Raw genomic sequence first — 20,680 nt, 5'->3', positions numbered from 1 at the left:
GCCTGGCCCTGGCGTCAGCCTGTCGCTTTGAACGCCTGATGGCACCTGGGCAGCAGCCCCAGCGTGCACCCGTGGCCTCCACCCCGATGCGGTGAGGCCGATTGAATGGACCGCAGCGCCCCTTTTTCATTGACAGGGACACGCGCTGCGACAGCTGGGAGCCCTCCCCGTGATCACAGAACTTGAATTCAAAAGCCTGGCCAGCGAAGGCTACAACCGCATTCCGCTCATGGTCGAGGCCTTTGCGGACCTGGAAACCCCCCTCTCGCTCTACCTGAAGCTGGCGCACACCAAGGACGGCGGCAAGCACAGCTTCCTGCTCGAATCTGTGGTGGGCGGTGAGCGCTTCGGGCGCTACAGCTTCATCGGCCTGCCCGCACGCACGCTGCTGCGGGCCAGCGGCTTTGGGGCGCAGGTCAAAACCGAGGTCGTGACGGACGGCCAGGTGGTCGAAACCGCCCAGGGCAATCCGCTCGACTTCATTGAGGCATACCAAAAGCGGTTCAAGGTGGCGCTGCGCCCCGGCCTGCCGCGCTTTTGTGGCGGCCTAGCGGGCTACTTTGGCTACGACGCGGTGCGCTACATCGAAAAGAAGCTGGAGACCACCTGCCCGCCCGACACCCTGGGCTGCCCCGACATCCTGTTGCTGCAGTGCGAAGAACTGGCGGTTATCGACAACCTCTCGGGCAAGCTCTACCTCATCGTCTACGCCGACCCGGCCCAGCCTGAGGCCTACACCCGCGCCAAGAAGCGCCTGCGCGAGCTGAAAGAGCAGCTCAAGTATTCGGTGAGTGCCCCCGTGGTCAAGGCCACCGAAAGCCACCCCGCCCAGCGCGACTTTGCCAAGGCCGACTACCTGGCCGCCGTGAACCGCGCCAAGGAGCTGATTGCGGCCGGTGACTTCATGCAGGTGCAGGTGGGCCAGCGCATCCACAAGCGCTACACCGAAAGCCCCCTGAGCCTGTACCGCGCGCTGCGTTCGCTGAACCCGTCGCCGTACATGTACTTCTACGACTTTGGCGACTTCCATGTGGTGGGTGCCAGCCCCGAGATCCTGGTGCGCCAGGAGAAGACCGACGAGGGCACCAAGGTCACCATCCGCCCCCTGGCGGGCACCCGCCCGCGTGGCGCCACGCCCGAGAAGGACAAGGCCACCGAGGTCGAGCTCATCAACGACCCCAAGGAGCGTGCCGAACACGTGATGCTGATCGACCTGGCGCGCAACGACATCGGCCGCATCGCCAAAACCGGCACCGTCAAGGTGACCGAAGCCTTTGCGGTGGAGCGCTACAGCCACGTAATGCACATCGTGAGCAACGTGGAAGGCATCCTGCACGATGGCATGACCAGCATGGACGTGCTCAAGGCCACCTTCCCGGCAGGCACGCTCACCGGCGCGCCCAAGGTGCACGCCATGGAACTCATCGACCAGCTCGAACCCACCAAGCGCGGCCTTTACGGCGGCGCCTGTGGCTACCTGAGCTACGCGGGCGACATGGACGTGGCCATTGCGATCCGCACTGGCATCATCAAAAACGGCACGCTCTACGTGCAGGCGGCTGCCGGTGTGGTGGCCGATTCGGTGCCCGAGCTGGAATGGAAAGAAACCGAGCACAAGGCCCGCGCCCTGCTGCGCGCCGCCGAACTGGTCGAGGAGGGGCTGGAATGACGACTGCTGACCCCAAGGCCATCGACAAGGTCAAACCCTGCACCACGATGCAGGAAGTGCGCCGCGAAGTGAACGCGCTGGACGACGTGCTGGTGCCCCTGCTGGTGGAGCGCGTGGGCTACATGACCCAGGCCGCCCGCATCAAGCAAGGCGTGGAACAGGTGCGCGACGAAGCGCGCATCCAGGCCATCGTGGACCGTGTGCGCGAACGTGCCCAGGCCGAAGGCGGCGATGCCGACGTGATCGAAGCCATCTACCGCAGCCTCATGGAAGTCTGCATTGCCTATGAACACCGCGAGTTCGCCCGCCTGCGCGAGCCCGCCACTGCCGGGAGCGCCGCATGAAACTCTTGATGGTCGATAACTACGACAGCTTCACCTACAACATCGTCCAGTACTTTGGTGAACTGGGTGCCGAGGTCGAGGTGTTTCGTAACGACGAGATCACCGTGGCCGAGATCGAGGCGCGCCTGAACGCGGGCCAGCTTGACCGCCTGGTCATCTCGCCCGGGCCTTGCTCACCTGCAGAGGCCGGTATCTCGGTGGCAGCGATCAAGCACTTTGCCGGCAAGCTGCCCATCCTGGGGGTGTGCCTGGGCCACCAGAGCATCGGCGCGGCCTTCGGCGGCAACATCATCCGCGCGCAGGAGCTGATGCACGGTAAGACCAGCGTCATCACCACCACGCAAAAGGGCGTGTTTGCCGGGCTGCCCGAGCAGTTCACCGTCAACCGCTACCACTCCCTCGCCATCGAGCGCGCCACGTGCCCGGATGTGCTCGAAGTGACCGCCTGGACCGACGACGGCGAAATCATGGGCGTGCGCCACAAGACGCTGCCCATCGAAGGCGTGCAGTTCCATCCCGAAAGCATCCTCACCGAACACGGTCACGCCATGCTCAAGAACTTTCTGGAGCAGCGCGCATGACAGCCCCCCAGGGCCTGGCCCAGCTTTTCCAGTACAAGCGTTGGGCCAACCAGGAACTGCTGGCACTGGGCGCGGCATCGCAAGGCGCGCTGCCTGCCGACGACTACCGTCTGTTTGTGCGCATCCTGAACCACACCTACGTGGTGGACCGCATCTTTGCCAGCCACCTGCAGGGCCTGCCCCAGACCACCTACCGGGCCACCAACACCGATGAAACGCCGGAGCTGGCAACCCTGAGCGATACCGTGCGCGCGTCGGACGACTGGTATGTGCAGTACGTGGGCGGGCTGGATGATGCGCAGCTGGCCGAACCGGTGGCGTTCCGCTTCACCGACGGCGACACGGGGCGCATGTCGCGCAGCGAGATCCTGAACCACTTGGTTGTGCATGGCACGTACCACCGGGGGGCAGCAGGGCGCATCCTGGCCGCGCATGCGGTGCAGCCTCCGCGCGATTCGCTGACGACCTTCCTGCATCGACTGGAACCTGACCGACGCTGGTAGACACACCCATGCCCGAACTTCATCAACTGCTCATGTTCATCGCGGCAGGCTGGCTGCTCAACCTCACGCCCGGGCCCGATGTGCTCTACATCGTGACCAACGCGCTGCGTTCCGGCACGCGCGCGGGCATCGTGGCGGGCCTGGGCATCACGGCCGGTTGTTTTGTGCACATCTTCGCGGCCGCCGTGGGCGTGGGCGCGCTGCTGGCCACGTCGGCCACGGCATTCACGGTGCTCAAGTGGATCGGCGCGGCGTACCTGATGTGGATGGGCGTGCGCATGCTGCTGTCCAAACCTGGCGCCGACAATGGCAACACGGCCGCGCTGGCGGCGGCGCAGGCCGCCCCTGTGCAGCACACGCCACTTCGCAAGGTGTTCCTGGGGGGCTTCTGGACCAATGTGCTCAACCCCAAGGTCGCCATCTTCTTCCTGGCCTTTGTGCCGCAGTTCATCGCGCCGGGCACCGACAACAAGGCGCTGGCCTTTGTGCTGCTGGGCGTGCTGTTCAACGTGAACGCCATCCCCGTCAATGTGGGCTGGGCGCTGGCGGCCTCGTGGATGGCGCGCCGTGCCACAGCCATCCAGCGCGGCATGCACTGGCTGGACCGCTTGGCAGGCGCCATGTTCATCGGCTTCGGACTCAAGCTGGCCTTTACTGATCAACCGGCGGCTTGACCGCCACCCCAGGAGACACCGTCATGCCCATCACCCCCCAGGAAGCGCTGCAGCGCACCATCGAGCACCGCGAAATCTTCCATGACGAAATGCTGCATCTGATGCGGCTCATCATGAATGGCGAGCTGTCGCCCGTCATGACCGCAGCCATCATCACCGGCTTGCGCGTGAAGAAGGAAACCATCGGCGAGATCACCGCCGCTGCGCAGGTGATGCGCGAGTTCAGTACCAAGGTCCACGTCAAGGACGCGACCCACATGGTGGACATCGTGGGCACGGGCGGCGACGGTGCCAACACCTTCAATATCTCCACCTGCTCCATGTTCGTGGCCGCCGCCGCCGGTGCCAAGGTCAGCAAGCATGGCGGGCGCGGTGTGTCGAGCAAAAGCGGCAGCGCCGATGTGATGGAGGCCCTGGGCATCCACATCAACCTGAAGCCCGAGCAGATCGCCCAGTGCATTGCAGAAGTCGGCATCGGCTTCATGTTTGCGCCCAACCACCATCCGGCCATGAAGAACGTGGCCCCGGTGCGCAAGGAGCTGGGCGTACGCACCATCTTCAACATCCTGGGCCCGCTCACCAACCCGGCCGGGGCTCCCAACATCCTGATGGGCGTGTTCCACCCCGACCTCGTCGGTATCCAGGTGCGCGCGCTGCAGCGCCTGGGCGCCGAGCACGCGCTGGTGGTGTACGGCCGTGATGGCATGGACGAAGTCAGCTTGGGCGCTGCCACTTTGGTGGGTGAGTTGAAAAACGGCCAGATCACCGAGTACGAAATCCACCCTGAGGACTTTGGCCTGCCGATGGCGAGCAATCGCGCGCTCAAGGTTGAGACGCCCGAGCAGTCGCGGGAGATGCTGATCGGCGTGCTCAAGGGCGAGCCTGGCGCCGCGCAAGACATCGTGTGCCTGAACGCGGGCGTGGCACTGTATGCCGCCAATGTGGTCGATTCGGTGCCCGCAGGCTTGGCCAAGGCCCGTGCCGTGATTGCGTCGGGCGCCGCGCTGGCCAAGCTGGAGCAGGTGGTCACGCGCACGCACGCGCTGGCCACGGCGGCCTGACACGGCCATGTGGCGCGACCCTGGCACCTGGATTGCACTGGGCATCTCTGCCCTTTTCATCGTGGCCGGGTTTGTGATGCACCGCGTGTTCACCAAAATTCTGAAACAGGGCTCCCCTGAGTCCGACGACACCGAAACCGACAACCCAAAGGCCGCGCACCATGAGCAGTGACATCCTCAACAAAATCGTCGCCGTCAAGCACGAAGAAGTAGCGGCAGCAAAAAAGCGCCTGTCCTTTGAAGCCATGCGCGCCGACGCCGAGAGCCGTGTGCTCACGCGCGACTTTGAAGGCGCGCTGCGCGCCAAGATCGCCAAGGGCCAGGCGGCGGTGATTGCCGAGATCAAGAAGGCCAGCCCCAGCAAGGGGGTGCTGCGCGCCGACTTCGAGCCCGCTGACATTGCCCAGAGCTATATGGAAGGCGATGGCAAGGTGAGCGCGGCCTGCCTGTCGGTACTGACCGACCGGCAGTTCTTTCAGGGCCAGCCCGACTACCTGAAACAAGCCCGCGCCAGCACGTTGCTTCCTGTGCTGCGCAAGGATTTCATGGTGGATGCGTACCAGATCTACGAATCGCGCGCCATGGGCGCCGACGCCATCCTGCTGATTGCGGCCAGCCTGGACGACGCCCAGATGGCCGACTTCGAGGCCATTGCCCGCAGCCTGGACATGGCGGTGCTGGTGGAGGTGCATGACCGGCCCGAACTGGAGCGGGCTCTGAAGCTCAAGACTCCGCTGGTCGGCATCAACAACCGCAACCTGCGCACATTCGAGGTCACGCTGGACACCACGCTCTCCATGCTCAAGGACGTGCCTGCGGACCGGCTTCTCGTCACCGAGTCGGGCATCTTGAAGCCAGCCGATGTGAAGGCCATGCGCGAAGCTGGTGTGCACGCCTTCTTGGTGGGTGAAGCCTTCATGCGGGCGGACGATCCGGGCCTGGCCCTGGCCAAGCTCTTTGGGTGAGAGAGGGTGAAAACTCCTGTTTTAATAGCTGCTTGCGCTTGATGGTAAAGCGCTAGAGCCTATTTTGACCATGAATTCAACTCCCCAGACCCCGCCCCAACTCCAAAGCGCCAACCCCGCCGACTGGCCCGTGGCGCCCGGCTGGCAGCCGTTGGTGGACGCCTTTTTTGCTGGCGCACGCGGGCAGGCGTTGCTCGCGTTCTTGCAGGCGCGGCTGCAGGCGGGTGCGGCGATCTTTCCGCCCCAGCCGCTGCGCGCGCTGGAGCTGACGCCGCCTGAGGACGTGCGCGTGGTCATCCTGGGGCAGGACCCGTACCACGGCCGGGGCCAGGCCGAGGGGTTGGCGTTTTCGGTGGCGCCGGGCGTGCGCCTGCCGCCCTCGCTGCAGAATATCTTCAAGGAAATGCAGCGCGACCTGGGGGTGGCCTTCCCCCCGTTCCCGAACCCCGGCGGCAGCCTGGTCAAGTGGGCGAAGAACGGTGTGCTGCTGCTCAACACCTGCCTCACGGTGGAAGAGGGCCAGGCCGCCAGCCATGCAGGCAAGGGCTGGGAGGAACTGACCGACACCGTCATCCGCCACGTGGCTGAAGGCCCGCGCCCGGTGGTGTTCATGCTCTGGGGCTCGCACGCCCAGGGAAAGCGCGCGTGGATTCCCGCAGACCGCGGGCACCTGGTGCTCACATCCAACCACCCCTCGCCCCTGTCGGCACTGCGCCCGCCCGTGCCCTTCATTGGCAATGGGCACTTTGGCAAGGCGCGGGATTTTCGCGCGCAGCACGGTTACTGAGCAGGGTTTGCAGCACCGCCTGCGCGTCACGCGCGGCGGGGTGCCGGTGGATGCCACGGTGCCCGGGGGCCCGATTCGCCTGGGGCTGCCGGGTGATGACCAGCACGCCGGATAACCGACGCCAAGGGCTACCACGGCTGCGGTAGCCGCTCCTTGAGCAGTTCCAGAAACGCCTGCGCCGCCACCGGCAGGCTGCGCCCGGCCAGGGTCTGGATTTCGATGTCGCGCAGGTCCATGCCGGGGTCGCTGATGGGCAGGGCCACGATGGCACCCTCGGCCACCAGGTGGCGCACGGCGATCTCGCTGGCCACGGACAGGCCGCCGCCCAGCCGTACAAAGTTGACCACCGTCTTGGCGTGGTTGCTGATGAGCACGGCGTCGAGCTGCAGGCCCTGGCGGCTGCAGACGATGTCGATCATCTGGCGCACCGTGGTTTCGGCCGGGGGCAGGGCCAGCGGGTACCCGGCCATCTGCGCCAGGGTCACGCTGCCTGCGCTGGCCAGTGGGTGGCCCGGGGGTAGCAGGGCCAGCACCGGCGCGCTCTGGCGGTAGGCCACGTCGATGTCCTTGTGCGGTGCACGGCTGAAGCACAGGCCGATGTCGGCTGCGCCGCTGCGCACGGCGTCGGGCACCTGGGCCGTGGGCAGGGCGATCACGCTGAACTGCACCCCTGCGTACGTGCGCTGGAACTCCACGCACAGGCGCGGCACCAGTTCGTTCGCAAACGCATCCGATGTGGCCAGGCGCACCTGCCCCGCACGCAGGCCCTGCAGCGCGCCGATCTCGCCCAGCGCGCGCTCGGCGTCCAGCAACGTGCGGCGCGCGTGCACCGCCAGGATTTCGCCCGCCGCCGTCAGCACCATGCCGCGCGGGTGGCGCTCAAAGAGGGGCGTGCCCAGCTGGGCCTCCAGCCCCGCGATCTGGCGGCTCAGTGCCGAGGCGGCCACATGCAGCCGGGCCGATGCTTCGGTGAGCGATCCACTCTGCGCCACAGCCAGAAAGTAGCGCAGGGTGGTGTCTTGCAGCAGGTGGGGGCGCATGGGTGACCGAACCGGGAGTGAGGCTGGCAGTATGCGCCGGTTTGCCGTGGCAGCAAAGCAACTTGCTGAAATGCTGGTAGTCAAGCAAGGCGCGGCTTCCTAAGATGGTCCCATCCTCTGTTGTGTCCGATTTCTTTGCGGGAGTGCTCTGTATGCGTCTACTTTCCTGGGGCCGTGGTGTCTGGGGCCTGGCCGGCCTGCTGGTGCTGGCATCTGCCGCGCAGGCACAAGCCAATTGGCCGGATCGCCCCGTGCGGGTGATCGTGCCCTTCCCAGCCAGCGGCGCGACCGACCTGGTGGCCCGCGTGGTCACCCAGCGCGTGGCGGCCGACCTGGGCCAGCAACTGGTGGTGGACAACAAGCCCGGCGCGGGCGGCACCCTGGGCACGGCCGAGGCGGCCAAGGCCGCACCCGACGGCTACACCCTGCTGCTGACCACCAGCAGCACACATGCCATCTCGCCCCACCTCATGCCCAAGTTGGCCTACGACCCACGCAAGGACTTTGTGCCCGTCGCCCATGTGGCCGACGCGCCCAGCGTGCTGCTGGTCACCAACTCGCTGCCCGCCAAGACCGTGGGCGAACTGATTGCCTACGCCAAGGCCCACCCCGGCAAGCTCAACTACGCCACCAGCGGCAACGGCACCATCGTGCACCTGAACACGGCCGCCTTCAGCGCCCAGGCGGGTGTGGAGATGACGCACATCCCCTACAAGGGCACGGCCCTGGCCATCCCTGACCTGATTGCCGGGCAGACGCATGTGCTGTTCGATTCCCTGCCCACCGGCATGCCGCACGCCAAGGCCGGCCGCCTGCGCGCACTGGCCGTGACCAGCGAAAAGCGCAGCACCCTGGCGCCCGAGCTGCCCACGCTGGCCGAATCTGGCCTGCCCGGCTATTCGTCGGTGACCTGGTTTGGCGTGTACCTGCCCGCCGGGGCTCCCCCCGCCTTGGTGGACCGCGTGCACAAGGCTTTTGCCAAGGCCGTGCAGGCGCCCGAGGTGGCCGAGAGCCTGGCCAAGCTGGGCGTGGAGCCCGCCGCGCCGCGCACACCCGCGCTGTTTGGTGCCATGGTGCAGGCGGACAGCAACCGCTGGGCGACGGTGATTCGCCAACACAAAATAAGCATTGAATAACCCCCCTGAGGCGCTGCGCGCCTTCCCCCCGCTCTCGCACCGCTGCGCGATGCGGGCGAGGGGACGACACCCTCGGTGCGGGGCGGCCCTTCCTCGGTGTCCTTTTCCTCGGACACGCCAGTTTTCATCCGAGCGGGTCCTGGCCCGCCATGGAGTCCCATCACATGAACCCCCAAGCCCTCGACTGGTCCCTTCCCTACGCCTCCCACCGCAGCGCGGTGATGGGCCGCAATGTGGTCTCCACGTCGCAACCACTGGCGGCGCAGGCGGGGCTGCGCATGCTTCTGGCCGGTGGCAACGCGGTGGACGCCGCCATTGCCGCCGCCATGGCGCTCACCGTGGTGGAGCCCACGGGCTGCGGCCTGGGCAGCGACGGGTTTGCCATCGTGTGGGATGGCAAGGAGCTGCACGGCCTCAATGCCTCGGGCCGCTCGCCCGCAGCGTGGACGCCTGAATACTTCGAAAAATTGGGTGGCATCCCCGAGACGGGCTGGAACGCCGTCACCGTGCCGGGTGCCGTGTCGGCCTGGGTGGCGCTCTCCAAGCGCCTGGGCAAGCTGCCGTTTGCACAACTGGCCCAGCCCGCCATCGACTATGCGCGCAATGGCTTCCCGGTGTCGCCCACCATCGCCCGCCTGTGGGCGCTGGGCGCGGCCAAGCTGGGCACGCAGCCCGGGTTTGCCGAGTGCTTCATGCCGAATGGTAGCGTGCCCCAGGCGGGCGAAATCTTCCGCAGCGAAGCCCATGCGCGCACGCTGGAGCTGATTGCCGAGACCGAGGGCGAGGCTTTCTACCGCGGCGTGATCGCCGAGCGCATCGCGGCGCATGCGCAGGCGAATGGCGGTGCCATGACGCTGGCCGACCTGGCCGCGCACCAGGCCGACTGGGTTGGCACCATTCAGCAGCGCTTTGGTGATTCCGTGGTTCATGAAATCCCGCCCAACGGCCAGGGCATTGCCGCACTGATGGCGCTGGGCATGCTCGACGCGCATGGCATCGGCGCTCACCCGGTGGACGATGTGGAGACCGTGCACGCCAGCATCGAGGCCATGAAGCTCGCTTTTGCCGACCTGCACCAGTACAACGCCGACATCGACGCCATGCACGTCAAACCCGATGCGCTGCTGAACCCCGACTACCTGCGCAGCCGCGCCGCGCTGATCGACACCACGCGCGCTGGCGACCCTGGCTACGGCGCCCCGCGCCCCGGCGGCACGGTGTACCTGGCGGCGGCCGACGCGTCCGGCATGATGGTCTCGTTCATCCAGTCCAACTACATGGGCTTTGGCTCGGGCGTGGTGGTGCCGGGCACGGGCATCAGCCTGCAGAACCGGGGCCACGGCTTCAACCTGATCCCGGGCCACGCCAACCAGGTGGCGCCGCGCAAGCGCCCCTCGCACACCATCATCCCGGCCTTTGCCATGCATGCCGACGGCACGCCCCAGATGGCGTTTGGCGTGATGGGCGGCCCCATGCAGAGCCAGGGCCACACCCAGATGGCGCTGCGTGTGCTGCGCTACGGCCAGAACCCGCAGGCGGCCGCCGACGCGCCCCGCTGGCGCGTGACGGGCGGCCAGGGTGTGGCCGTGGAGCCTGGCTTTGACCCTGCCGTGGTCGCCGCGCTGCGCGCGCGCGGGCACGAAGTGACGGTGGAAGAGGGCAACGGCGTGTTCGCCTTTGGCGGCGCCCAGCTGGTGCTGAAGAACGGCAACAGCTACATCGCAGGCTCTGACCCGCGCAAGGACGGGCACGCGGTAGCGTTCTGACGGCCTTGCGCGCAGCGCACTGAGGCGGCTCAGCGCGTTGTGCAGGCCGGAAACCGCTTGGCGAGCTCGTGCGCTGGCATCGTCTCCGCAAGGTCGAGGTTGCGCACCAGCGGGATGTATTCCCCCGTTTCGGTGAATCGCAAGAGGGTGGTCACGACGCGGCTGCCGGAGCCGCCTTGTTGACAGCCCGACAGTTCCAGCCCCAGGCCCAACTGACGGGAACCATCGTCCGTGCCTTTCCAGCCCATGGCCCGCTCTCGCAGAGCCTGCAGGCGCGGCAGGGCGGCGGGGTCGATCCGCCAGACCTGCACATGGGTCCGGGACGTTTCATATTCCGCGAGCACGCTGCGATCGGCCGTGCTGCGCAGCTCCTGCAGGGGCAATTTTTCTTCCAGGCGCTCGGGGGCGATGGCTCCCCCGGGCTTGCGCAGCGTGCGCGAAACGCTCACCGTGAGCTCCAGTGCGTTGCCATGAAGCTGCAGGCCCGGGCTGTGTACCACGGCGGCGCGCAGCGCGGCGGGGTCCAGCGTCTCCAGCTGGAGCTGCCGCAGCGTCCATAGTGATGACACCGGCACACTGCCACAGGCCGACAGCAGCACCAGGGCCAAAAAACACGAGAAAGCACGGAGAAAAGCCAAAGGGCGCAGGGGCGTTAGGAAAAAAAGCATGGTAGCAAATTTCTGTTTGACGGTATATTATTATTGTTTTACAGAAAAATTCACCAACCATGACGCAACATTTACCCCCATCGGTATCTTCTGTTCACAGCCCCTCGTTTCGCCGCCTGGCCTGGGGCCTTCTCGCGGCCAGCTGGGCGTGTGCCCTGGTATCGCTGGTGTTGTCGATGGCGCGCTGGGCGGCCATCGGGCATGAAACGGGTTGGGGTGGCTGGATGCCGCTTTCGGTGGTGCCCTCGCAGGCCTTGTTGGTCGGCCTCACACCGCCGCCCTCCATGGAGACCCATTGGCGCTGGGTGGGCGTGGCGCTGGAGTGCATTCCCGCTGCGGCCATGCTGTATGCGGTGCTGTGCGTGCATCGCATCTGCCGGTCCTTTCTGGCCGGGGCCGTGTTCGGGCCGGCGGTGGTGCACGGGTTCCGTGGCGTGGGCTGGGGTTTTTTGGCGATGTTCGTGACTTCACTCGTCTACCAGGCGGGGGTGACGGCGCTGCTGTCCTGGCTGGCTTCCGGCCAGCAGAACGGCCTGGTGGCGCTGGGCGTGGGACCGTTTGAAATGAGCGTATTGGTCGTGGGGCTGATGATGTTGCTCCTGGGGCACGTGCTGGCCGAGGGCCACCGCCTGCAAGCCGAAGCGGATGCGTTTGTTTAGCAACTCGCCAGCGAAGGAATTCCCATGGCGATTGTCGTGACCCTGGATGAAATGCTCGCGCGCCGCAAGGTGAAGTCGCGCGATCTGGCGGCCCATGTGGGCATCACCGAGGCCAACCTGTCCCTGCTCAAGAGCGGAAAGGTCAAGGGCGTGCGTTTCGAGACCCTGTCCGCCATCTGCAGTTATCTGCAGTGCCAGCCGGCAGACCTGCTGGCCTGGGTGCCCGATGCGGACACGAAGGATAGCGAGGCGCCTTCGCGTCGCGAGGCTGGTGGCTTGGCCCAGGGCGACTAGGGCAGTGCGAGGCACGCGCGGCTTCGGCCCGCGACTGGCCTGGGCAGTAGGTGGGGCGCTGTTGCTGCATGGATTGGTTCTGGCGATGCTGAGCAGAAGCGATGGTGCTCTGCGAACTTCGCCCGAGCGCAGCGATGCACCTGCCATGGTATGGGTGACGCTGGCGCCGCTGCCCGCGTCTACGGCACCCAGCGAGCCGTTGCCAGCTGCCGTTCCCCAGCCTGCCGCTCCAACCCGGAGCGCCACACCCGTTGCCAGCGGGCAGGGCCCAAAGCAGGCCGTTACCCGCAGCGGGCGGCCGATTGCTGTGGAGTCTGCTGCGCCCGATGGCGGCGTAGAGGGCTTGACCGCCGCCCTGCCGGTTGCGCCCGCGCCGCAGGCGCCGGCATCCGGGCCGGGTGATGCCCCACGGGCTGCTCCCAGCATGGACGATGTGGCACGGGCGCTCCAGCGCGAGCGGGCCTGGCAACGCCGGCAAGGCGCACAGCAACCACAGCCGCCGCATCAGCGCTGGGAAGTCGCTCCAGCGGGTGCCTTGGGATCTGGCATTGCCGAGCGCGACCTGCGCGGCGCAGAGGGTCGGCGCATGGTTCAGGCTGCGGGTCCCTGGGGCACCTACTGTGTGGAGTTGCCTTCGGCCAACCAGCCTCCGGCCATGGGGGCCGCGCCCCGCGTTGCGCCAACCAGCACCTGCCGCTGAATGCTGGGGCGGCGCTGGGCAGTGCCGTCAGCGCGTTTCCCGCACGGTCAGCCAGGTGCTGGCCGCGCCGCTGAGCACGATCGCGGCGATCCCGGCCATCGACCAGCTATCGGGCACATGGCGGTACACCAGCCAGCCCGCCAGCATGGCAAACCCGATCTGCGAATACAGGAACGGCGCGATCGTCACCGGCGTGGTGCGCGCATAGGCATGGAGCAGCAGCATGTGGCCCACCGCGCTCGAAAGGCCCATGGTGAACATGCCCGCCCATAGCCACGGGTCGCTCACCGGCTGCCAGAAGAACGGCACGCCCAGCGACACCAGCGCGGTGGCGATCCAGCTGGTGTAGAGCTGCGTGGTGGCGGGGCTCTCCTGGCCTGCCATCTTGCTGCTCAACACCTGGTAGCCCGTGCCCGCAGCCAGCATGCACAGCGGCCACAGCAGCGCCCAGGTGAAGGCCTCGCCACCGGGCCGGATGATGGCCAGCGTACCCGCCAGGCCGGTGACCACCAGCAGCCAGCGCACCGCGCTCACGGGCTGGTGCAGCCACAGGGCCGCCACCACCGTCACACACAGCGGCACCGTGGCCACGATGGCCGTGAACTCCGCCAGTGGCAGGGCCGTGAGGCTGATGAAGCCGAACAGGCTGGTCATGGCAAACAGCGCACCGCGCAAGGCCTGGAAGCGGGGCTGTGTGGTGCGCAGGGCAGGGCGCCCCGCCCGTTGCAGCACGAAGGCCGTGGTCAGCAGCGACTGGAACACATAGCGCATCCACAGCGCCATGACGATGGGTACGCCCGCGCTGACCAACTTGCTTGCGGTGTCCAGCAGCGCAAAGAACGCGCAGGCCGTGACGGCAAGCGCGATGCCCGCCAGCGCCGCACGCCGGCGGGCTGCGGGGCTGGTCGACGTCGCAGGGCCTGAGGAACTCACGGCGTGCTGCGTGCACGCTCCAGCAGCATCGCGTCGCCATAGCTGAAGAAGCGGTACTGCTGCGCAATGGCGTGCCGGTACAGGCCCATGATGTGGGCGTAGCCCGCAAACGCGCTCACCAGCATCATCAGCGTGCTCTTGGGCAGGTGGAAGTTGGTGACCAGCACATCCACCACCTGGAATGCAAAGCCCGGTGTGATGAAAATGTTGGTGTCGCCAGAGGCCTGGCCCGTCTTCGCCCAGGATTCGAGTGTGCGCACGGTGGTGGTGCCCACGGCCACCACGCTGCCGCCGCGCTGGCGGCAGCGCTCCAGCGCGGCCAGCGTGGCCAGGGGAATCTCGTACCACTCGCTGTGCATCTGGTGCTCGGCCAGGTTCTCGGTCTTGCAGGGCTGGAAGGTACCCGCGCCAACGTGCAACGTGACGCTGGCGCGCTCGATGCCGCGTGCAGCCAGGTCGGCCAGCACGCCTTCGTCAAAGTGCAGCGCGGCCGTGGGCGCGGCCACGGCGCCGGGGTTGCGCGCAAACACGGTCTGGTAGCGCTGGCTGTCCTCGGCCTCGTCCGGGTCGTGGTCGGTGTTTTGCTGGCGCTCGATGTAGGGCGGCAGCGGCAGGTGGCCGTGGCGGTCCATCAGCTCCCAGGGCGATTCGCCCGCCGGGCCGTGCAAGGCAAAGCGGAACAGCGGGCCGTCCTCGGTGGGCCAGCGGCCCAGCAGCTGCGCGTCAAAGCCGCCCGCCTTGCGGCCACCAGCCATGTGCACCACGCTGCCGGGCAGGGGCTTCTTGCTGACCTTCATGTGGGCCACGACTTCATTACCCGGGTTGCCAGCATCTGCGGGCAACACGCGTTCGATCAGCAGCTCCAGCTTGCCGCCGCTGGCCTTCTCGCCAAAGATGCGCGCCTTGACCACGCGCGTGTCGTTGAAGACGAGCAGGTCGCCCTCGCGCAGCAGGCCGGGCAGCTCGCGAAAGATGCGGTCCACCGGCTGCATGGCGCGGCCGTCCAGCAGGCGCGAGGCGCTGCGTTCGGGCGCGGGGTGCTGGGCAATGAGTTCGGGGGGCAGCGAGAAGTCGAAGTCGCTGAGGGTGAACACGCGGGGTGTTGTGGGGGCGCTGGCTGCGCCGCTGGAGAGATCAGTCATCGTGCTTGAGGGCCGAACGGGCCCGTGCCAAGGTAAAAATTGCGGAAGGCGCGATTGTCACACGCGGGTGCGGGCGCTGCAGGCGCGGTGCTATGGCTGGGGGGTGAACGCCATCGGCGCGGGCACACTGCGCACCAGCCGCCGCACGTCATCCGCCTGTGCGAGCGTGGTGCCAGGGTGCAGCAGCGCGGCCGCTCCGGCCGCCACGCCCCAGCGCAGGGCCTCGGCCGGCGCATCGCCCCGGTCCAGCGCCCAGACCAGGGTCGCCAGAAAACAGTCGCCCGCGCCCGTGGTGCCGGTGGTCGCGGGTACATTGAGGGCCGGGGCCTGCCAAACGCCCTCGTGCGTGGCCAGCACGGCGCCTTGTTCGCCCACTGACAACGCCACGATGTCGGCAGCGCCGCTGTGCACAAGCGACTGGGCGGCGGTGCACCAGTCGGCCGCATGTTCCAGCGGCTGTTGCATCACGTCGCGCAGCTCGCGCAGGCTGGGCTTGACCAGCGCCACCCCGGCCTGCAATGCCGCCGCCAGCGGCGGCCCCGAGGTGTCGACGGCTACCCGCACGCCCCGGCCGGATGCGGCGCGCGCCAGCTGGGCGTAGAAGTCGTCCGGCGTGCCAGGCGGCAGGCTGCCGCTGGCAATCAGCCAGCGGGGTGGCGGTGTGTGGGTAGCCAGCGCATCCAGGCAGGCCTGCCACTCGGCGGGTTGCAGCGTGGGGCCGGGCAGCACAAAACGAAACTCCTGGCTTGTGGTGGTCTCGACCACCGAGAAGTTCTCGCGCGTATCGCCCGAAATTGGTTGCAGCAGCGTGGGCACGCCCTCCGCGGCCAGTAACTGCCGCACCTGTGTGCCCGCCGCACCGCCCGCCAGCGCCCAGGCGCACACGTCTGCGCCCAGGCGGTGCAACACGCGCGCCACGTTGATGCCGCCGCCACCCGCAAAGCGCTGCACCGGGCCGCAGCGCAGCTTGTGGGTGGGTGCAACGTGGTCGGTGGTGGTGGCCAGGTCGAGGGCGGGGTTCAGCGTGAGGGTGATCAGTGCGGGCATCGGGCTACCAGACCTTTTCGGCAAAGCCTGACCATAGCTCGTTCAGGTCCGGAAAGCGCCACTTGTCGGGGTCTTCGCGCGCCACGATCTTCTCGGTGCAGCCCGGGGCAGACAGGTCCACCATTTCGGGGGGGATGCGCAGGTCGGACTTGGTCGAGAAGAACACCTTGACCATGGGGGCGGTGAGTGCGGCGGCCGATTGCTCGGTGACCACGCCGATGCGGCCCGAGGTCAGGCGCACGAGCGAGCCCACAGGGTAGATGCCGATACTTTTGACAAAGGCCTGGAAGATGCGGGCGTCGAAATGGTCCTTGGTCCACTCGGCCATGCGGCGCAGTGACTCGGCGGGGTCCCATCCACGCTTGTAGGGCCGGTCGGAGGTGATGGCGTCGTACACGTCGCAAATGGCCGTCATGCGCGCGATCACGCTGATGCCTTCGCCCTGCAGCTTGTCGGGGTAGCCGGAGCCATCGACTTTTTCATGGTGGTGCAGACAGGCGTCCAGCACGGCGTCGGGCACGTTGCCGCCCTCCTTGAGCATGTGGTAGCCCTCCACCGGGTGGCTGCGCACCACGGTGAATTCCTGGTCAGTGAGCTTGCCGGGCTTGTTGAGCACGGCCAGCGGGATGGCCGCCTTGCCCAGATCGTGCAGCAGGCCTGCCATGCCCGCCAGCCGCTGCTGGTCGTCCTTGAGCTTGAGCTGCTTGGCCAGGGCCACCATCAGCGCGCACACCGCCACCGAGTGCATGTAGGTGTAGTCGTCGGCCGTTTTCAGGCGCGCCAGGCTGATGAGCGCGCCGGGGTTGCGGGTGACGGAATCCGAAATTTCTTCCACCAGGCTCTGTGCACTCGCCGAGTCCACCGCGCGGCCCATGCGGGCCTCGTTGAACATCGAGACCACGGCTTCTTTGGATTTCACGCAGATGGCAGCGGCCATCTTGAGTTCGCTGTGCATGTCCGCAGGATTGCGGTTGCGCTTGGGCGGTGGCGGTGGGGATGGCAGCGTGACTTTGATGGGCGGCAGGTCCTCAAGGCGGCTGAAGTCGGTGTCAATCTGCGCGTCGGCCTCCTCGCGCGACACCGACGCGGTGCCCGCCGCCACGTCCAGCCCCTTGTCGGTGTCAATCCAGATTTCCTGGATGGCAGTGGCTTGTATCCGGGCCAGGTCCCCGGGGTCTTTGAGCAAGAACTTGGCCCGCCAGAACGGGTGGTCCATCCACGACCCGCAGAACTCGTGCAGATACATGCCCAGGGTGAGATGCTGAATGTGAATGCGCTTGAGCATGGTAGGGGACCTGGACTCTGAATAAACGCCCGTCTTTAGGCGTAATCAACGGTAACCATGGTAGCCTTTTTGCCCCACCCTTGTCGTTCGCAGAACCCGCTACATGCCCGCCGCAGCCCCCAGAGTTTCCCTTAGCGCCAAGGCTTCGGCAGCCCCTGCTGCCGCCAAAGGCGGCGCGTCGGTAGCGCAAAAGGCGCTGCAAAAGCTGGGGCTCCAACGTGACATCGACCTCGCCCTGCACCTGCCCCTGCGCTACGAGGATGAAACCCGCATCACCCCGCTGGCCAATGCGCGCGACGGGCAGATGGTGCAGATCGAAGCCACGGTGACCGCCAGCGAGATTCAGCTACGCCCGCGCCGCCAGCTGCTGGTGCAGGTGGAGGACGAGACCGGCTCGTGCGAGCTGCGCTTCTTCAGCTTCTACCCCTCGCACCAGAAAACCCTCGCCGTGGGTGCGCGCTTGCGCATCCGGGGTGAGATCAAGGGCGGCTTCTGGGGGCGGCAGATGATGCACCCGGCGTTCCGCGTGGCGGGCGGCGAGCTGCCTGCGGCGTTGACGCCCGTCTACCCCACCACGGCCGGTTTGCCCCAGCCCTACCTGCGCCGTGCGGTGGTGGGCGCGCTGACGCGGGTGGACTTGTCAGACACCCTGCCACCCGGTGCCGAGCCGCCGGTGACTCGGGTTTATGGCCAAAATGGCCTCCAGCGCTTATTCAGCCTGCGCGAGGCGCTCACTTTTTTGCACCACCCCACGCCCGATGTGGCGCTGTCCACGCTGGAGGACCACAGCCACCCCGCGTGGCAGCGCCTCAAGGCCGAGGAGTTGCTGGCCCAGCAGCTATCGCAGCAGCAGTCGCGCCGCGCACGCGACATGCTGCGTGCGCCCGTGTTGCGCGCCCAAAAAGCCGCCGACGGTGCCTTGCCGCTGCATGAGCAGTTGCTGGCCGTGCTGCCCTTCAGCCTCACCTCCGCCCAGCGCCGCGTGGGCGAAGAAATTGCCGCCGACCTGGCCCGCCAGGTGCCCATGCACCGGCTGCTGCAGGGTGATGTGGGCTCGGGCAAAACCGTGGTCTCGGCCCTGGCCGCCTGTCTGGCGATGGATGCGGGCTGGCAGTGCGCGCTGATGGCCCCCACCGAAATCCTGGCCGAGCAGCATTTCGCCAAGATGATCGGCTGGCTGGAGCCACTGCTGGCGCAGCACGGCCGCAAGGTCGCCTGGCTGGTGGGCGGGCAGAAAAAGAAGGACCGCACGGCCATGCTGGCCATGGTGGCCAGCGGTGAGGCCGCGCTGGTCGTGGGCACCCACGCCGTGATCCAGGAGCAGGTGCAGTTCAAGAACCTGGCGCTGGCCATCATCGACGAGCAGCACCGTTTTGGCGTGGCGCAGCGGCTTGCCTTGCGGCAGAAACTCGCAGCCCATGGCATGGAGCCCCACATGCTGATGATGAGCGCCACGCCCATCCCGCGCACGCTGGCCATGAGCTACTACGCCGACCTGGACGTGTCCGTCATCGACGAGCTACCGCCAGGCCGCACGCCCATCGTCACCAAACTCATCGCCGACAGCCGCAAGGACGAGGTGATTGCACGCATCGGCGCGCAGGTCGAGGCCGGGCGGCAGGTGTATTGGGTGTGCCCGCTGATTGAAGAGAGCGAAGCGCTGGACCTCTCCAACGCCACCGCCACCCACGCCGATCTGAGCGAGGCCTTGCCGGGCTGCATGGTCGGTCTGCTGCACTCGCGCATGCCCACGGCCGAGAAGAAGGCCGTGATGGCGCTCTTCACCAGCGGCCAGATGGGCGTGCTGGTCAGCACCACGGTGATCGAGGTGGGCGTGGACGTGCCCAACGCGTCCCTCATGGTCATCGAGCACGCCGAGCGCTTTGGCCTGAGCCAACTGCACCAGCTGCGCGGCCGGGTGGGGCGGGGTGCGGCGGCCTCGGCCTGTGTGCTGCTGTATGCCACCAACGACAGCGGCCGCGTGGGCGAAACCGCCAAGGAGCGTCTGCGCGCGATGGCCGAAACCAACGACGGCTTCGAGATCGCCCGGCGCGATCTGGAGATTCGCGGCCCCGGCGAGTTTCTGGGCGCGCGCCAGTCGGGGGATGCGCTGTTGCGCTTTGCCGACCTGGCGACCGACACGCACTTGCTCGAATGGGCGCGCGAACTGGCGCCGCAGATGCTGGACCGGTATCCTGACCTGGCCGCAAAGCACGTCGCGCGCTGGTTGGGTGGAAAATCCGACTATCTCAAGGCATGACACGGCCTGCTGGAACACACCATGACCCTCACCGAACTCAAGTACATCGTTGCCGTAGCGCGGGAGAAGCACTTTGGTCATGCGGCCGATGCCTGCTACGTGTCGCAGCCCACACTGTCGGTGGCCATCAAGAAGCTGGAAGAAGAGCTGGATGTGAAGCTCTTCGAGCGCAGCGCGGGTGAGGTTTCGGTGACGCCGCTGGGCGAAGAGATCGTGCGCCAGGCGCAGAGCGTGCTGGAGCAGGCGGCTGCCATCAAGGAGATTGCCAAGCGCGGCAAGGACCCGTTGGCAGGGCCGCTCACCCTGGGGGTCATCTACACCATCGGGCCCTACCTGCTGCCTGAACTGGTGCGCCAGTCCATCACGCGCACACCCCAGATGCCGCTGATGCTGCAGGAGAACTTCACCGTCAAGCTGCTGGAGATGCTGCGCACCGGCGAGATCGACTGCGCCATCCTGGCCGAACCTTTCCCCGACACGGGCCTGGCCATGGCGCCGCTGTATGACGAGCCCTTCATGGCGGCCGTGCCCAGCACGCACCCGCTGGCGGCGAAGAAGTCTGTGACGGCGGCCGAACTCAAGAGCGAGACCATGCTGCTGCTGGGTGCGGGCCATTGTTTTCGCGACCATGTGCTGGAGGTCTGCCCCGAATTTGCGCGCTTTGCGAGCAATGCCGAGGGCATCCGCAAGTCGTTTGAAGGCTCTTCGCTCGAAACCATCAAGCACATGGTGGCCGCAGGCATGGGCGTGACGCTGGTGCCGCGCCTTTCGGTGCCGCGCGATGCGCTGCTCACCGTGTCACGCCGCCGTAAGAGCGACGAAAGCTATATCCGCTACCTGCCCATCCGCGAAGAGGACGGCGGCCCGCCACCCATGCGCCGCGTGGTGCTGGCATGGCGGCGCAGCTTTACCCGGTATGAAGCCATTGCGTCATTGCGCAACGCGGTGTATGCCTGCGAGCTGCCGGGGGTCAAGCGGCTGTCGTAAGGCAGGCCTGGCCTGTGCCGCGCTGGCGGGCGATGTCCTGCTGCCGTGGTGTGGCTCTGACGCAGGTCAGGCTCGCTGGTCATGGCCTTGCGCTACAGTGTTTTTGGTGCGATGCCTCCAGGCCCGACGGGTCGGCGGGCATCTGCTGTCGAATCCATCTTCACTTCAGGAGCAATGAC

At 67.0% G+C, this 20,680-nt stretch carries 22 protein-coding genes; 16 read left to right on the top strand and 6 right to left on the bottom strand.

What is annotated here, in order from left to right; translation table 11 throughout:
- The first annotated feature begins 169 nt into the window (after window positions 1-169).
- From trpE to ACT89O_RS22415, 9 genes are all read left to right on the top strand, one after another.
- On the top strand, window positions 170-1,669 hold the full coding sequence (gene trpE / locus ACT89O_RS22455; RefSeq protein WP_487261236.1) for an anthranilate synthase component I: 1,500 nt from the start codon (window positions 170-172) through the stop codon (window positions 1,667-1,669).
- Window positions 1,666-2,013: a chorismate mutase gene (locus ACT89O_RS22450; protein ID WP_487261235.1), complete on the top strand. Its 348-nt coding sequence runs from the start codon at window positions 1,666-1,668 to the stop codon at window positions 2,011-2,013. Before trpE ends, ACT89O_RS22450 begins: the two co-directional genes overlap by 4 nt.
- Window positions 2,010-2,594 (top strand): aminodeoxychorismate/anthranilate synthase component II, encoded by a 585-nt coding sequence (locus ACT89O_RS22445; protein ID WP_487261234.1) that lies wholly within the window; start codon window positions 2,010-2,012, stop codon window positions 2,592-2,594. Before ACT89O_RS22450 ends, ACT89O_RS22445 begins: the two co-directional genes overlap by 4 nt.
- A complete protein-coding gene (locus ACT89O_RS22440) occupies window positions 2,591-3,097 on the top strand; it encodes a DinB family protein (RefSeq protein ID WP_487257273.1) in 507 nt (168 codons plus the stop codon). Before ACT89O_RS22445 ends, ACT89O_RS22440 begins: the two co-directional genes overlap by 4 nt.
- Window positions 3,098-3,105: 8 nt before the next feature.
- Window positions 3,106-3,771 (top strand): LysE family translocator, encoded by a 666-nt coding sequence (locus tag ACT89O_RS22435; RefSeq protein ID WP_487257272.1) that lies wholly within the window; start codon window positions 3,106-3,108, stop codon window positions 3,769-3,771.
- Window positions 3,772-3,794: 23 nt separating this feature from the next.
- Window positions 3,795-4,832: an anthranilate phosphoribosyltransferase gene (gene trpD, locus ACT89O_RS22430; RefSeq protein ID WP_055395612.1), complete on the top strand. Its 1,038-nt coding sequence runs from the start codon at window positions 3,795-3,797 to the stop codon at window positions 4,830-4,832.
- A 7-nt stretch (window positions 4,833-4,839) separates the two neighbouring features.
- Window positions 4,840-5,004: a hypothetical protein gene (locus ACT89O_RS22425; RefSeq protein ID WP_176887327.1), complete on the top strand. Its 165-nt coding sequence runs from the start codon at window positions 4,840-4,842 to the stop codon at window positions 5,002-5,004.
- Window positions 4,994-5,797, top strand: coding sequence for an indole-3-glycerol phosphate synthase TrpC (trpC, locus tag ACT89O_RS22420; RefSeq protein ID WP_487261233.1), 804 nt, complete (start codon window positions 4,994-4,996; stop codon window positions 5,795-5,797). The genes ACT89O_RS22425 and trpC overlap by 11 nt, the downstream gene beginning before the upstream one ends.
- Before the next feature lie 70 nt (window positions 5,798-5,867).
- Window positions 5,868-6,584 (top strand): uracil-DNA glycosylase, encoded by a 717-nt coding sequence (locus ACT89O_RS22415; RefSeq protein WP_487261232.1) that lies wholly within the window; start codon window positions 5,868-5,870, stop codon window positions 6,582-6,584.
- A gap of 128 nt (window positions 6,585-6,712) precedes the next feature.
- Here the strand turns inward: ACT89O_RS22415 and ACT89O_RS22410 are convergent, their stop codons facing one another.
- Window positions 6,713-7,624: a LysR family transcriptional regulator gene (locus tag ACT89O_RS22410; protein WP_487261231.1), complete on the bottom strand. Its 912-nt coding sequence runs from the start codon at window positions 7,622-7,624 to the stop codon at window positions 6,713-6,715.
- 152 nt (window positions 7,625-7,776) lie between these two features.
- On the opposite strand from ACT89O_RS22410, the gene ACT89O_RS22405 reads away from it, so the two are divergent.
- Both ACT89O_RS22405 and ACT89O_RS22400 read left to right on the top strand, forming a co-directional pair.
- Window positions 7,777-8,760 (top strand): Bug family tripartite tricarboxylate transporter substrate binding protein, encoded by a 984-nt coding sequence (locus ACT89O_RS22405; RefSeq protein ID WP_487261230.1) that lies wholly within the window; start codon window positions 7,777-7,779, stop codon window positions 8,758-8,760.
- A gap of 164 nt (window positions 8,761-8,924) precedes the next feature.
- Window positions 8,925-10,526, top strand: coding sequence for a gamma-glutamyltransferase family protein (locus tag ACT89O_RS22400; RefSeq protein ID WP_487261229.1), 1,602 nt, complete (start codon window positions 8,925-8,927; stop codon window positions 10,524-10,526).
- 29 nt (window positions 10,527-10,555) lie between these two features.
- Here ACT89O_RS22400 and ACT89O_RS22395 read toward each other — a convergent pair whose 3' ends face one another.
- Window positions 10,556-11,194 (bottom strand): hypothetical protein, encoded by a 639-nt coding sequence (locus ACT89O_RS22395; protein WP_487261228.1) that lies wholly within the window; start codon window positions 11,192-11,194, stop codon window positions 10,556-10,558.
- 59 nt (window positions 11,195-11,253) lie between these two features.
- Between ACT89O_RS22395 and ACT89O_RS22390 the strand changes: the two genes are divergently transcribed.
- The 3 genes from ACT89O_RS22390 (at window position 11,254) to ACT89O_RS22380 (ending at window position 12,847) form a co-directional block, all read left to right on the top strand.
- Window positions 11,254-11,853: a DUF2975 domain-containing protein gene (locus ACT89O_RS22390; RefSeq protein WP_082437325.1), complete on the top strand. Its 600-nt coding sequence runs from the start codon at window positions 11,254-11,256 to the stop codon at window positions 11,851-11,853.
- A 24-nt stretch (window positions 11,854-11,877) separates the two neighbouring features.
- Window positions 11,878-12,147, top strand: a complete 270-nt coding sequence (locus ACT89O_RS22385; protein ID WP_487261227.1) for a helix-turn-helix domain-containing protein — start codon at window positions 11,878-11,880, stop codon at window positions 12,145-12,147.
- Window positions 12,148-12,232: 85 nt separating this feature from the next.
- The gene (locus ACT89O_RS22380; RefSeq protein WP_487261226.1) at window positions 12,233-12,847 is read left to right on the top strand and encodes a hypothetical protein; all 615 of its coding nucleotides are present in this window, start codon (window positions 12,233-12,235) and stop codon (window positions 12,845-12,847) included.
- 27 nt (window positions 12,848-12,874) lie between these two features.
- Here the strand turns inward: ACT89O_RS22380 and ACT89O_RS22375 are convergent, their stop codons facing one another.
- From ACT89O_RS22375 to ACT89O_RS22360, 4 genes are all read right to left on the bottom strand, one after another.
- Window positions 12,875-13,780, bottom strand: a complete 906-nt coding sequence (locus ACT89O_RS22375; RefSeq protein WP_487261225.1) for a DMT family transporter — start codon at window positions 13,778-13,780, stop codon at window positions 12,875-12,877.
- Complete coding sequence (gene queA, locus ACT89O_RS22370; protein WP_487261224.1) at window positions 13,777-14,922, bottom strand: tRNA preQ1(34) S-adenosylmethionine ribosyltransferase-isomerase QueA; 1,146 nt, start codon at window positions 14,920-14,922, stop codon at window positions 13,777-13,779. The genes ACT89O_RS22375 and queA overlap by 4 nt, the downstream gene beginning before the upstream one ends.
- A gap of 90 nt (window positions 14,923-15,012) precedes the next feature.
- Window positions 15,013-15,969, bottom strand: coding sequence for a 1-phosphofructokinase family hexose kinase (locus tag ACT89O_RS22365; RefSeq protein WP_487261223.1), 957 nt, complete (start codon window positions 15,967-15,969; stop codon window positions 15,013-15,015).
- 4 nt (window positions 15,970-15,973) lie between these two features.
- Window positions 15,974-17,254: a cyclic di-GMP phosphodiesterase gene (locus ACT89O_RS22360; RefSeq protein ID WP_055395633.1), complete on the bottom strand. Its 1,281-nt coding sequence runs from the start codon at window positions 17,252-17,254 to the stop codon at window positions 15,974-15,976.
- Between the two features lie 103 nt (window positions 17,255-17,357).
- Here ACT89O_RS22360 and recG point away from each other — a divergent pair, with 103 nt between their 5' ends.
- A complete protein-coding gene (recG, locus tag ACT89O_RS22355; protein WP_487261222.1) occupies window positions 17,358-19,514 on the top strand; it encodes an ATP-dependent DNA helicase RecG in 2,157 nt (718 codons plus the stop codon).
- A 21-nt stretch (window positions 19,515-19,535) separates the two neighbouring features.
- Complete coding sequence (locus tag ACT89O_RS22350) at window positions 19,536-20,501, top strand: LysR substrate-binding domain-containing protein (protein ID WP_121421399.1); 966 nt, start codon at window positions 19,536-19,538, stop codon at window positions 20,499-20,501.
- Window positions 20,502-20,680 lie beyond the last annotated feature (179 nt).

The sequence above is a fragment of the Acidovorax sp. NN32 genome (assembly GCF_057597245.1).
Note: the sequence above shows the minus strand (reverse complement) of the source record. Positions and strands in the feature narration are given on the sequence as shown.

Bases quoted from the DNA above. Each gene is read 5' to 3' on its own strand.
- ACT89O_RS22425 (WP_176887327.1), top strand. From the start codon at position 4,840: ATGTGGCGCGACCCTGGCACCTGGATTGCACTGGGCATCTCTGCCCTT.
- queA (WP_487261224.1), bottom strand. From the start codon at position 14,922: ATGACTGATCTCTCCAGCGGCGCAGCCAGCGCCCCCACAACACCCCGC.
- ACT89O_RS22350 (WP_121421399.1), top strand. From the start codon at position 19,536: ATGACCCTCACCGAACTCAAGTACATCGTTGCCGTAGCGCGGGAGAAG.
- ACT89O_RS22440 (WP_487257273.1), top strand. From the start codon at position 2,591: ATGACAGCCCCCCAGGGCCTGGCCCAGCTTTTCCAGTACAAGCGTTGG.
- trpC (WP_487261233.1), top strand. From the start codon at position 4,994: ATGAGCAGTGACATCCTCAACAAAATCGTCGCCGTCAAGCACGAAGAA.
- ACT89O_RS22380 (WP_487261226.1), top strand. From the start codon at position 12,233: ATGCTGAGCAGAAGCGATGGTGCTCTGCGAACTTCGCCCGAGCGCAGC.
- ACT89O_RS22360 (WP_055395633.1), bottom strand. From the start codon at position 17,254: ATGCTCAAGCGCATTCACATTCAGCATCTCACCCTGGGCATGTATCTG.
- ACT89O_RS22415 (WP_487261232.1), top strand. From the start codon at position 5,868: ATGAATTCAACTCCCCAGACCCCGCCCCAACTCCAAAGCGCCAACCCC.
- ACT89O_RS22390 (WP_082437325.1), top strand. From the start codon at position 11,254: ATGACGCAACATTTACCCCCATCGGTATCTTCTGTTCACAGCCCCTCG.
- recG (WP_487261222.1), top strand. From the start codon at position 17,358: ATGCCCGCCGCAGCCCCCAGAGTTTCCCTTAGCGCCAAGGCTTCGGCA.
- ACT89O_RS22435 (WP_487257272.1), top strand. From the start codon at position 3,106: ATGCCCGAACTTCATCAACTGCTCATGTTCATCGCGGCAGGCTGGCTG.
- ACT89O_RS22400 (WP_487261229.1), top strand. From the start codon at position 8,925: ATGAACCCCCAAGCCCTCGACTGGTCCCTTCCCTACGCCTCCCACCGC.
- ACT89O_RS22385 (WP_487261227.1), top strand. From the start codon at position 11,878: ATGGCGATTGTCGTGACCCTGGATGAAATGCTCGCGCGCCGCAAGGTG.
- ACT89O_RS22395 (WP_487261228.1), bottom strand. From the start codon at position 11,194: ATGCTTTTTTTCCTAACGCCCCTGCGCCCTTTGGCTTTTCTCCGTGCT.
- ACT89O_RS22450 (WP_487261235.1), top strand. From the start codon at position 1,666: ATGACGACTGCTGACCCCAAGGCCATCGACAAGGTCAAACCCTGCACC.
- trpD (WP_055395612.1), top strand. From the start codon at position 3,795: ATGCCCATCACCCCCCAGGAAGCGCTGCAGCGCACCATCGAGCACCGC.
- ACT89O_RS22365 (WP_487261223.1), bottom strand. From the start codon at position 15,969: ATGCCCGCACTGATCACCCTCACGCTGAACCCCGCCCTCGACCTGGCC.
- ACT89O_RS22405 (WP_487261230.1), top strand. From the start codon at position 7,777: ATGCGTCTACTTTCCTGGGGCCGTGGTGTCTGGGGCCTGGCCGGCCTG.
- ACT89O_RS22445 (WP_487261234.1), top strand. From the start codon at position 2,010: ATGAAACTCTTGATGGTCGATAACTACGACAGCTTCACCTACAACATC.
- ACT89O_RS22410 (WP_487261231.1), bottom strand. From the start codon at position 7,624: ATGCGCCCCCACCTGCTGCAAGACACCACCCTGCGCTACTTTCTGGCT.